The sequence below is a fragment of the Nostoc sp. UIC 10630 genome (genome assembly GCF_010747425.1).
GTDB lineage: Bacteria > Cyanobacteriota > Cyanobacteriia > Cyanobacteriales > Nostocaceae > Nostoc.
On record NZ_JAAGOG010000077.1, the window covers coordinates 20,995 to 33,227 of the forward strand.

9 protein-coding genes are annotated in these 12,233 nt (G+C 41.0%); 7 read left to right on the plus strand and 2 right to left on the minus strand.

What is annotated here, in order from left to right:
• The first annotated feature begins 10 nt into the window (after window positions 1–10).
• The 5 genes from G1O98_RS18690 (at window position 11) to bchB (ending at window position 6,285) form a co-directional block, all read left to right on the plus strand.
• The gene (locus tag G1O98_RS18690; RefSeq protein ID WP_163930452.1) at window positions 11–826 is read left to right on the plus strand and encodes a transporter substrate-binding domain-containing protein; all 816 of its coding nucleotides are present in this window, start codon (window positions 11–13) and stop codon (window positions 824–826) included.
• Between the two features lie 125 nt (window positions 827–951).
• Complete coding sequence (locus G1O98_RS18695) at window positions 952–1,476, plus strand: tetratricopeptide repeat protein (RefSeq protein ID WP_163930454.1); 525 nt, start codon at window positions 952–954, stop codon at window positions 1,474–1,476.
• Window positions 1,477–1,626: 150 nt separating this feature from the next.
• Window positions 1,627–3,615, plus strand: coding sequence for a primary-amine oxidase (locus tag G1O98_RS18700; RefSeq protein WP_163930456.1), 1,989 nt, complete (start codon window positions 1,627–1,629; stop codon window positions 3,613–3,615).
• Window positions 3,616–3,733: 118 nt separating this feature from the next.
• Window positions 3,734–4,303, plus strand: coding sequence for a peptidylprolyl isomerase (locus tag G1O98_RS18705; protein WP_163930458.1), 570 nt, complete (start codon window positions 3,734–3,736; stop codon window positions 4,301–4,303).
• Between the two features lie 455 nt (window positions 4,304–4,758).
• The gene (gene bchB / locus G1O98_RS18710; protein ID WP_069067799.1) at window positions 4,759–6,285 is read left to right on the plus strand and encodes a ferredoxin:protochlorophyllide reductase (ATP-dependent) subunit B; all 1,527 of its coding nucleotides are present in this window, start codon (window positions 4,759–4,761) and stop codon (window positions 6,283–6,285) included.
• Between the two features lie 187 nt (window positions 6,286–6,472).
• Here bchB and G1O98_RS39010 read toward each other — a convergent pair whose 3' ends face one another.
• Window positions 6,473–6,973, minus strand: a complete 501-nt coding sequence (locus G1O98_RS39010; protein WP_175586753.1) for a hypothetical protein — start codon at window positions 6,971–6,973, stop codon at window positions 6,473–6,475.
• Between the two features lie 519 nt (window positions 6,974–7,492).
• On the opposite strand from G1O98_RS39010, the gene G1O98_RS18720 reads away from it, so the two are divergent.
• Complete coding sequence (locus tag G1O98_RS18720; RefSeq protein WP_163930460.1) at window positions 7,493–10,648, plus strand: plasmid replication protein, CyRepA1 family; 3,156 nt, start codon at window positions 7,493–7,495, stop codon at window positions 10,646–10,648.
• A gap of 190 nt (window positions 10,649–10,838) precedes the next feature.
• Here G1O98_RS18720 and G1O98_RS18725 read toward each other — a convergent pair whose 3' ends face one another.
• On the minus strand, window positions 10,839–11,123 hold the full coding sequence (locus tag G1O98_RS18725; protein WP_163930462.1) for a DUF2470 domain-containing protein: 285 nt from the start codon (window positions 11,121–11,123) through the stop codon (window positions 10,839–10,841).
• Window positions 11,124–11,374: 251 nt separating this feature from the next.
• Here G1O98_RS18725 and G1O98_RS18730 point away from each other — a divergent pair, with 251 nt between their 5' ends.
• The gene (locus tag G1O98_RS18730; RefSeq protein ID WP_163930465.1) at window positions 11,375–12,130 is read left to right on the plus strand and encodes a metallophosphoesterase family protein; all 756 of its coding nucleotides are present in this window, start codon (window positions 11,375–11,377) and stop codon (window positions 12,128–12,130) included.
• Window positions 12,131–12,233: the final 103 nt, after the last annotated feature.

Genomic DNA, 12,233 nt, shown 5'->3' on the forward strand with positions numbered 1-12,233 from the left:
GTGGCAAGGGATGTATAACAGATGTAACAGATGGCAAATAATTACTCGGTTACATCTGGTATTATCCGCCACGATATTTTGGATATCTTGCTTTTCCATAGTGGGGACAGGATTCACTGCATCTGCCGCCGAAATGCCAGAAATTCAGCAGCGCGGCTATCTAACTGTTGCTGTTAAAGACAACTTGCGTCCCTTGGGATTTAAAGATGCCAAAGGTAATTTGCAAGGTTTAGAAATTGACTTGGCACAGCGATTAGCACTTGACTTAGTTGGGAAAGCAGATGCTGTCAAATTGCAACCTGTAGCGAATCGCGATCGCCTGTCTGTTGTCTTAGACAAGAAAGTTGATTTTGCGATCGCTAGGGTGACAGCAACCGAGTCACGCAGCCGTATTGTTAGTTTCAGTGTTCCCTACTATTTGGATAGCACTGTATTAGTTACAAAAGATCCCTCTGTGAATAAGTTGAGTGATTTGGCAAAACAAAAAATTGCCGTACTTAACAACTCCAGTACTATTGCTAAAGTGCGGTTCTATCTGCCAAACGGCGAGTTGGTAGGAGTAAATTCATATCACGAAGCGCGAGAGACAATAGAAAGTAATACCGCCGTAGCCTTTGCCGCCGATGCTAGCGTTCTGAGCGGTTGGGTGCAACAATATCCTCAATATCGGCTACTGCCAACTAAACTATCAACTGAACCCTTGTCTGTAGTTATGCCCAAGGGATTGCAGTACGATGAATTAAGACGAAATGTGAATCAAGCGATCGCTCGTTACTTAGAACAAGGTTGGCTCCAGCAACGTTCTCAATATTGGGGTTTACCGTAAATTGGTCATTGGTCATTGGTCATTAGTCATTAGTCATTAGTCATTGGTCATTAGTGAATAACAAATGACAAAGGACAAATCACAAATCACAAATAACAAACTTTATAATATTTGTATTTTCAGCAATGGATAACAGTCTAGCCGTTGTGTATCTCTCAATTTTGGTGTTTATACTCACAATTGCAGCCGTGAGTGTTTTTCGCCAGATTTTCAAAACTCGCAAGATTGAAGGCTCCTTTGCAAAATTGCGAAAGAAGTTAGAGAAAGAAAAGGGTACGACTCAAGAATATTATGAGTTAGCCAGTATCTATTCAGAAAAAAAACTATATTCCCAAGCGATCGCGCTGTTTCAAAAAGCTTTGAAAGCTGCCGAAGAAGAGGGAGAAGAAAATATTGCCCCTATTTACAACGGGCTGGGTTATATTTATTTTACCCAAGAGCAATATGACCTCGCAATTCGTCAGTATAAAGAAGCCCTGAAATCTAAACCAGACTACGTAACAGGGTTAAATAATATCGGTCACGCTTACGAGAAGAAAAAATTAACTACTCAGGCGTTACAAAGTTACGAAGAAGCATTAAAGTTCGATCCAAATAACCCTATTGCTAAACGCCGTGCTGAATCTTTACGCCGTTTGGTTTCTGCGTAAATGAGAGAATGGTGCATGGAAAAAAACTTTATTAGTCCCCAATTACCCTAATCGCTAACAAATTAATTTGGCTTTAGCTTCTTAATTTATCGGGTTTCAAGCTTCGGCTTAGAAATAGATAACTATACGTCTTTTGTAAGAATGTGAAAGATGATTAAGCGGCTAAGGCATTTTTTGTGGCTAGCTATTGCCATAATTGTTTTTATTTCTCTCTCATTTGGATTAATGGGAATATTGACGGCTCAACAGCCTGCGATTTCCCATCCTCTCACTTCGCTAACAGAGGCAGAAATTAATACAGCTGTTTCGGTCATTCAAAAAGAAAAAACTTTGAGCGAAATGGCAGCTTTTCCACTGATTGCTTTACAAGAACCAGATAAAGAAGAAGTTCTAAAATTTACACATGGTAAAGCTTTCGCAAGAAAAGCTTTTTTGGTTATTTATGAGCGATCGCAAAACAAAACTTACGAGGGAATTGTTGATCTAAAAAACAAAAGCTTAAGTTCTTGGAAAGAAATACCCTCTGTTCAACCTGCGATCGTCGCTTCAGAATATGAATTGGCAACTCAAGCTTTTAAATCAGACCCCCGATGGCAAACAGCGATGCGAAAGCGGGGAATTACAGACTTCAACCAAGTCAAAATAAGTTGTTGGTCGCCAGGAATTCTGAGTAAACAGGAAGAAACAGCAGGAAACCGTCTTTGTCGGGGTTTATTCTACTACAAGAGTGAAAGCGATCGCTGGAATTATTACGGCAGTCCAATTGAAGGAATATTGGGAACCGTCAATTTGAACACAGGTAAAATTTCTAGTTTCGTGGATAGGGGGATAGTTCCTTTTTCCAAGGAAAACTGGAACTACGATGTCAAGTCCTTGGGTAAATTACTTTCACCACTTAAAGCATTGAAGATTCTGCAACCAAATGGTGCAAGTTTCCGGCTCAATGGCAATGAAATTAGCTGGCAAGGTTGGAAGTTCCGCTATGTAATGCATCCTCGTAGTGGATTGGTGCTGTACCAAGTCACATACAACGACGGCGAAAATATCCGACCAGTTTTATACCGCGCTAGTTTATCAGAGACAGTAGTGCCTTACGGCGATCCAGATCCCACTTGGTCATTCAGAAATGCCTTTGATGTTGGGGAATACAATTTTGGTTCCCTAGCAACCACGATGGAATTAGGTAAGGAAATTCCTGAAAATGGTCTTTTGGTGGATGCTGTGTTTGCTAATGGCGATGGAGAACCTTATGTCATACCAGGAGTTATCGGCATATACGAGCGAAATAACGGTATGCTCTGGAAGCATTATGATTATGGCACCCAGCGCAATGATGTCCGTCGCAGTCGAGAATTAGTCATGACAATGACTGCGGCCATTGACAATTATGATTACAGCATTAATTGGATTTTTCACCAGGATGGCACTTTGGAAGTCCAAAATGAATTAACGGGTATCGTGCTGGCGCAGGGAACGGCTGCTCAAAAGCAATCTGAGGATAATTCTTATGGTCGGCTAATTGCTAAGAATATCTTCGGAGTAAATCACCAACACTTTTTCAACTACCGCCTGGATTTCGATGTCGATGGTCAGGCTAATTCTGTAATGGAAATGAACGTGAAAGCTTTACCGATGGATGAGAAAAATCCATTAGGAAATGCGATCGCAGTTGCAGAAACCCCACTCACTAAAGAAACGGCTGCTGTGCGCGATTTAGATATGAAAAGCAGTCGGGAATGGATGATTGTTAGTGCCGATAAGAAAAATCCGCTAGGGGCTGCACCTGGATATATGCTGATGCCTAGTGGAAACTCCATGTTTTTTCCAGTGGAAGGCTCGAAAATCCGTCAAAGGGCAGAATTTGCGACTCATCACGTCTGGGTAACAAAATATAAACCTGCTGAACTCTATGCTGGAGGTGATTATCCCAACCAGACTCAAGCAGGACAAGGTTTACCAAAATATATTGCAGACGATGAACCCTTGATGGGTGAAGATATCGTGCTGTGGTACACAATGGGCGTAACTCATATTCCGCGATCGGAAGATTGGCCGGTAATGCCTGTTCACCGAGTTGGCTTTAAGCTAGTCCCTAGAGGATTCTTTAGCCGTAATCCAGCGATAAATTTACCTGAGTAAAATATTTGTTGGCTTAAGTTTCCTTCCTTCAGGTTTTTTGTCATGTCTAAAGGCGGTAACTTGAATGCTGATAAACTTATATAGGTCAAATACTGGCACTTGTTAAATAGGATATCTAATGAACTTTCCAGAAATTAATATTCCCGGTAATGGCAAGCTGCACGCTCGTTTAATTACTTCCTTGGGTGAAATTGTAGTTCGTTTGGAAGAAGAGCGAACCCCCAACACCGTCAAAAATTTTGTCGGTCTAGCAACCGGAACAATCGACTGGAAAGACCCTAAAACTGGTGAATCTGGCAAAGGAACTCCAGCTTACGATGGGGTTCGCTTTCACCGGGTCATCCCTGATTTTATGATTCAGTGTGGCGATCCTCTGAGTCGTTATCTTGATACAGCCAGCCGATGGGGTACTGGTGGCCCAGGATATCAATTTGAAGATGAGTTTCATCCTGAATTGAAACATACTGGTGCGGGTATCCTGTCGATGGCTAATGCTGGACGCGGTACAAATGGTTCGCAATGGTTCATTACAGAAGCACCAACGCCTCACCTTGACAATAAACACAGTGTTTTTGGTGAAGTTGTCCAAGGTCTAGATGTAGTCAGCAAGATTGCTAATGTGCCTACGACTAGAGATCGTCCGAATCAAGAAGTGGTGTTACAAAAAGTAGAAATTTTTCGGCAGTAATTAACATCTCTCTAGTAAGAATTCAGGAGTCAGGAGGAGGCAGTGCGGTCTGAAGGGGTTTCCCCATGAGCAACTGCCGTTCAAAATTCAGAATAGTTGGAAAATCAATTGCTGTATACCTACTTGATTCTGAATTCTGACTTCTGTATTCTGCATTCTTTTCCAATAATGATGATTAGCGCCCCACCCCAAATTGAAAACAAACTTTCCGAAAAATTAAGATTTATTTAAATAAAACAACAGCCATGTTGTCAAAATCAGCAGCTACATCCCAATCAGTAAGCAGGTTTGAGGTATGCCTAAGCCTGTGAACTCCAGATAAACCCTTACAACTCTTCACTTCATTAGGGATACAAGTTTTGAGACAATCAGAAACGATTTAATAATAATCAAGCACTTATAGTCCATTCTTATCGGACTCCGTGTTATTTCTGTTGAAAAGGGAGAACACAAACATGAAATTGGCTTACTGGATGTATGCAGGCCCAGCCCACATCGGCACTCTGCGAATCGCTAGTTCTTTTAAAAATGTCCATGCGATCATGCACGCCCCCATTGGCGATGACTACTTTAACGTCATGCGCTCAATGCTATCGCGGGAGAGGGATTTCACTCCAGTGACAACCAGTGTTGTTGACCGCAACGTTTTGGCGCGTGGTTCCCAAGAGAAGGTGGTAGATAACATCGTCCGCAAAGATGCCGAGGAACACCCCGATCTGATTGTGTTAACTCCCACTTGCACCTCCAGCATTTTGCAAGAAGACCTGCACAACTTTGTCGAACGGGCGCAGTTGGAAGCCAAAGGAGACGTAATGCTGGCGGACGTGAACCACTACCGCTACAACGAACTGCAAGCGGCCGATCGCACTCTGGATCAAATCGTCCAATACTACATTGAAAAAGCGCGGAAGCGGGGCGAATTACCAGAGGGTAAAACTGCAAAGCCCTCGGTTAACATTATCGGTACTACCACCCTTGGTTTCCACAACAATCACGACTGCACCGAACTCAAACGGCTGATGGCTGACTTGGGAATTGAGGTAAATACCTTAATTCCCGAAGGTGCTTCGGTAAATGACTTGAAAAAGATGTCCCAAGCCTGGTTTAACCTGGTGCCTTACCGTGAACTCGGTTTGACCACAGCACGTTACCTGGAAGAACAATTTGGCACACCTTATATAGACATTACTCCAATGGGCGTAGTGGAAACTGCCCGTTGTATTCGCAAGATTCAGCAGGTAATTAACGCTCAAGGTGCAGAAGTTGACTATGAAAACTTCATCAATGAGCAAACTCTCCATGTTTCTCAAGCTGCTTGGTTCTCCCGTTCAATTGACTGTCAAAACTTGACTGGCAAAAAAGCTGTAGTTTTTGGCGACAATACCCACGCCGCCGCTATTACCAAGATTCTGGCGCGAGAAATGGGGATTCATGTTGTTTGGGCTGGAACCTACTGCAAATATGATGCGGATTGGTTCCGCGAACAGGTGAGCGAGTATTGCGATGAAGTGCTAATCTCCGAAGATCATGGTGAAATTGGGGATGCGATCGCTCGTGTCGAACCCTCTGCCATTTTCGGCACCCAAATGGAACGCCATGTTGGTAAGCGTTTGGATATCCCCTGCGGCGTAATTGCTGCACCAATCCACGTCCAAAATTTCCCCATTGGTTACAAACCATTTATGGGTTACGAAGGTACTAATCAGATTACAGATTTAATCTACAATTCCTTCACTTTGGGAATGGAAGATCACCTATTAGAAATCTTCGGTGGTCACGATACCAAAGAAGTAATTACTAGGGGAATTTCTGCTGATTCTGATTTGAATTGGACAAAAGATGGTCAAGCAGAATTGAATAAGATTCCTGGATTTGTTCGCGGTAAAGTGAAGCGAAATACTGAGAAATTTGCCCGCGATCGCGGTTTCAAAGAAATAAACGCTGAGGTGTTGTACGCCGCGAAGGAAGCTGTTGGGGCTTAATTTAGCAGGTTAGCTATTTTTAATTTTGAGATTAACTTTAATCGTTTCGGTGATGTTTCAGCGAAACGATTTTTTAGTAGTATTACTCAGGAAAACTGTAGTCAGATCAGTTCAAAATAGTTTTTTGCCAGCTTTGAATTAGGTATGGCTTTACACATAATTTGAGCTACTTTTGTTATATTGTTCGCTATTTAATTTCTCTGTGTGCATTTCTGTTTATAGAATAGCTGCTTCCCCTAAAGCTCAATTTATAGGTTAATGGTGGTGTAATTATTCCAGCCGATTGGGTATTAGGATCAGCGCAAACAAAATAAGTACATCCCCGAAAAATCAATTTAGGGGTTACTAATGGTATCGTTTCTACATTTGATTTGGCATCAAGGTCAGGACGATAGGAAGCCCCACGGTAGATTAAGTTATAATCTGGTTCAGACTTGGTAACTGGCTCTTGTGGATATTGAATTTTGCTGCTGACTACCTTGCTTGTATAGTATTCGGAGCTTGTACTGATAAGAATAAGAATTAATAGTAGAAGTAAAATCTGCCAGGGAGCTAATATTAAACCCAAAATTAGGCTAATAGCTGCAAATACAGCTACTAAATGCGAGATTTCATTATTACTTTTTTTTAATAAAAAATAGCCAGTAATGAAACAAGCACACAGTAGAATTGAAAAATACAAAGTCATATTTCCTACATTCGTAACTAAAAGCAAAGGGTTTATAAAGCAGATTGAACTTTTCTTAAAAGTTGTTGTCTATTCTACCTCCAATCAGCTTTTTAAGTTACCGTGCTACTTGAGTAAAAGTTAGAACTTACACAAAACTAAAAGCGGTAGGGGTAATTCATTAATTGCCCCTACCTGATTTGATTCATTGAAATATGTCACATCCTAAACATGAGGCCGCAGGTGGACGCTCAGTATAAAGTTTTGGCTGAAGTACATGAAGATGTTACCCTAAAGCGATCGCATTCCTTAACGCAGAGATTTACTGATAAATAAAAATTAAAATAGAACAAATATTACAATACAAAATTATTACTTTGGGGATCTAATAGGCAGAATAACCTACTAGAGGCTTAACCGATGTGTCTCCCGTGACGAAGTAAAAAAAGCATCATCAAAGCCTAGCAATCTCGCTTATAGAAAAAAAACAGATGCGTGCTAATGTTTTAATCTCATCGTCTTCTCTTCGGGTCTTTCCCTATGCATCTGCACTATTTACACCCCCAACACCTTGAGGAATTAGTCAAGAGTAGTGGTATAGACTTACACTTAGTGCAACTCAATTTTAGGTCGCTCCAAGGCGTAACTGCTTATGAGTACCTGTTGATTTCTGAGCTACTCCCCCGCACCAATACCGGAATGGTGAAAGCTTGCTGGTTGCAGCGTTATGCTCATATTACTGAAGGCGGTTGGTGGTGTTCGGGACTAGACCCTTTGAATAATTGGCAAATGATGGAATGGGGGTGCTTTAAACCAAACCAACCCCGACAGAATCACAATGCTAAGTCCATCAAATACGAGCATCCCCCTAGCACACCAACGCGGGTGTTTTGTTTGCGGGTAACGCTGCAAGTTTGGCAGCAAGTTGCTGGACGTTACAATCTGGTCATGCCTGAAAATATCACCATTACTGCTGATGGTGAAGCTAGAGGCTTTTGGCAATGGGTGATGCAACATAACATTCCCCTGATTCTCTGCGAGGGTGTGAAAAAAGCAGCAACGCTGTTGACACAAGGATATGCAGCTATTGCTATTCCCGGAATTACCAGTGGTTATCGGGTTGTTAAAGATGAATTTGGCAAAGTTACCCGTCGTCAGCTAATTCCTGACTTAGCAGCGTTTGCAATTACAAAGCGTAGCTTTTATATTTGTTTTGATTTTGAAACTCAACCTAAAACAATTGCTGCTGTAAATAATGCTATTTCTCAACTTGGTTGTTTATTCCAGCAAAAAAATTGCCCTGTTAAAATTATCGAACTTCCAGGAATAGAAAAAGGGGTTGATGAGTTTATCGTTGCGAAAGGTGCAACTAGTTTCGAGAAAATTTATCGGCAAAGTGTTGATTTAGAAATTTATCTTGCTCAAACAAAACCCCATACTGAGTTAACTATTCCTGCTGCTCTCACCTTGAATCGACCTTTTATAGGTGAAATCCCTTTTCCAACTTCTGGATTAGTAGGAGTCAAGTCTGCAAAAGGAACAGGTAAAACTACAGCATTGCAAGCCGTTGTTCAGCAAGCAAAAATTAGAAATCAACCCGTTTTATTAATTACTCACAGAATTTTACTAGGACGATTTTTGTGCGAAAAAATTGGTATCCAATGGGGAACGCATAAAGAAGATAGGGATAAAAGGATTAATAAAACACTTACCCCCGCTCCTCCCATCCTGCGTTCACTCTCTCCACAGCAATCCCTTGGACTGTGCGTTGATTCCATTTGGAAACTTAATCCTGAAAATTGGCACGGGGCAATAATAATTTTAGATGAAGTAGAGCAATCTTTGTGGCATCTACTAAACAGTAATACTTGTAAACATAAACGTGTAAAAATATTAAGATTATTCCAGCAGCTAATTTCCACAGTTTTAACAACTGGGGGTTTAGTAATTGCCCAAGATGCTGATTTATCAGATGTGTCACTTGAATATCTACAGGGATTAGCAGGAATTAAATTAACGCCTTGGGTAGTTCTCAACCAATGGAAGCCTCAACAAGGTTGGGATGTAACTTTTTACGATTCGCCGAACCCAACACCGCTAATTCACCAACTAGAATTAGATTTACTTGCTGGACGTAAATGTTATGTTACTACTGATAGTCGCGCTGGGCGTTACAGTTGTGAAACAATCGAACGTTATTTGAAAGAACGGTTACAAAAATTACGAAGGCAATTTCCCAAAACTTTGGTAGTTAGTAGCCACACTACAAACACACCTGGTCATGAAGCGGTTGATTTTATTGCAGCAATCAATCAAAAAATCTCTGAATATGATGGCGTTTTTGTTACACCTAGCTTGGGTACAGGAATTAGTATTGATGTCCAACATTTCGACCGAGTTTATGGCATTTTTCAAGGGGTAATTCCTGACTCGGAAGCAAGACAAGCATTAGCGAGAGTGCGAGATGATGTGCCGCGTGTTGTTTGGTGTGCGAAACGAGGTATTGGCTTAATTGGTAGTGGTAGTACAAATTATCGCTTGCTATCTGATTGGTATCAAGAAAATCAAAAAGAAAACTTAGCTTTGCTTAGTCCATTACATAAAATAGATGTCGATTTACCTTTAGTTCATGACCCGATTCATTTGCGAACTTGGGCTAAGTTATCTGCACGGGTAAATGCTTCTATCCGCCTCTATCGTCAATCGATGCAAGATGGTTTGATTGCTGATGGGCATCAAATTCAGATGCGGAGCAATGCTGTTCATAATAATATTATTCGAGATTTACGGCTGGCATTTTTGGCAACTGATGCCGATGATTTAGCTACCCGCAGAAGATTAGTTTTAGAAATTGTCAAAGTTCAAAAAGATTGGGCGCAAAGCCGTCAAAAAGCTAAAGATATTAAACGCAAAATTAAAGATATTAAGCAGCAAAATCAACTATTGCTAGCAAAGGCTGTAGCTAATGCTAAAGATATCGATTATGTAGAATATGATCAGCTATTAGTAAAGCATTCTCTAACTGATGGAGAACGTAACCAAATTAATAAATATGTTCTCAGACAAAGGTATGGTGTAGAAGTTACTCCTTGGCTAAAATTGCAGGATGACCAAGGATATTATCGTCAATTGTTAATTCATTATTATCTCACTCATGAAAGCGAGTATTTTCATGTCAGAGATCAGCAAGAATGGCATCAGCAATTGTCTTGGGGTGAAGGGAAAGTTTTTCTACCAGATTTAAAAACTTACACACTCAAAGTTGAGGCAATGAGAGCGTTGGGAATGCTTCAGTTTCTCGAAGCAGAAAGAGAGTTTACCGAGAGTAATCCAGATTTAATAATGCTTAAAAATGTTGTGTTTCAGCACAGTAAGCATATTAGAAGAGCGCTTGGTATTAACTTAGTCGGAGAAAAAGAGCAGGTTTCGGCAATAAAAATACTCAGCCGACTATTAAATTTGTTGGGCTTGAAACTAAAGCGGGTAAATGAGGTTTATAAAATCGACCTAGAAACGCTTGACGATGGCAGGGAAAGCATATTTGCTGTTTGGCATCAACGGGATGAGTTGATGCTGGCTCATGTTAAGAGTGTTGGCTATGATTTACCTGATTATTCTTCAGACTGGAAATTTGAAATTATTCAAGCCAAGCCTCATACCGCAGTAGTCAAGGAAGAGGTCGGTATCTTTAGGTGATAGCTAACATGAAGCGCAATGGCGGTCTTTAGGCAATACGGTTCGGTTAGGGTTTTTTGATGAAAATTCTAAACCACAAAGACGCGATAAATCGCCGTCTCTACAATAATCAATCCTTCGTCTTGACGGCGATTTATCACATCTCTTGGCTTAACCGAATTGTATTGGGTCTTTAGGGACTTCCCAATTTCTACTTTGCGTTTACCCGCGCCTGCTTCACCATTGCAATGAGAGTTTGATGAGCATCTTCTGCATCTACTAAAACACGATCAAACTGAATGCGAACTGGTACAGCTTCACCATTGACTTGCGCTGTCAAATCCATACCTTGTGCATCAATTGACAACATTTTTGCTGCGATCGCATCTGTTACACCACCAAAAGTTTTAGCATAAAGAACTATGGCATCAGCATGATCGTCATTCATGTGCTGGCAGATGCGCGAACTAATCTCAGTAGAAAAATCCTTAGACATTGTTGAGCTAAAAAGTTAGAAATACAGCAACAGCTTAGATTTTAAGCTAACGCGAGTGGAATTTGCTAATTTTCTTTCCTAGCAGTAAAGACTGTCTATATTACTCTATGTTCATCATTAATAATATTTATTTCTGGAATAATAATTAAATTAAAATAAAACTTAGTTCAGTATTTTTACCTTTCATTACGGAAACCAGACAGCTTAAACTGTAGCAGAAGTATTAGCAAAACTATTGAAGCTAAGAGACAATGAGCGAAACTAGCCCCAGACGAATAGTAATTGGGGATGTACATGGACACTATGAAGGTTTAATGACTTTGTTGGAGGCGATCGCTCCCACGTCAGACGATCAAATCTATTTTTTGGGAGACTTAATCGATCGCGGGCCTCATAGCTCACAAGTAGTTAATTTTGTCAAACGACATAACTACCCATGTTTGCTGGGAAATCATGAGCAGATGTTATTAAACATTTTGACTAATGAAAGAACTTCCTCCCCGACGATGCAAGCGTGGTTGTATAGTGGAGGGCAAGCTACCGTAGCCAGTTACCACGAGGCTTCAATCCCCGATGACCATCTGGATTGGTTCAAGAGTTTGCCTACATATCTCGACTTGGGGGATATTTGGTTAACTCATGCTGGGGTTGACCCTTCCAAGTTGGTGACAGAACAAACTGCCGATCAACTGTGCTGGATACGAGAGGAATTTCACAGCATCGAAAAACCCTACTTTCCAGATAAGCTTATTATCATCGGTCACACGATTACTTTTACTCTGCCTGGTGTTTCTCCTGGGAAACTGGCACAAGGACAGGGATGGCTAGACATAGATACTGGCGCTTATCATCCCCGGAGTGGCTGGTTGACCGCACTAGATGTCACGAATAACCTAGTTTATCAAGTTAACATTTTTAAAAATTATATCCGTGCCCTGCCTTTAGAAGAGGCTGTAATTACCGTTAATCCAGCCAAAATCAAAGTCGATCGCCGCAATAAAAATTAAACAATATTCGAGATGAGGTGGAGGGAAAGATGTGGAAGATGAGGGAGATAAGGGGAGTAAGCAATTCCTCATGCCCCATTCCCCATTCCCCATTCCCCATTCC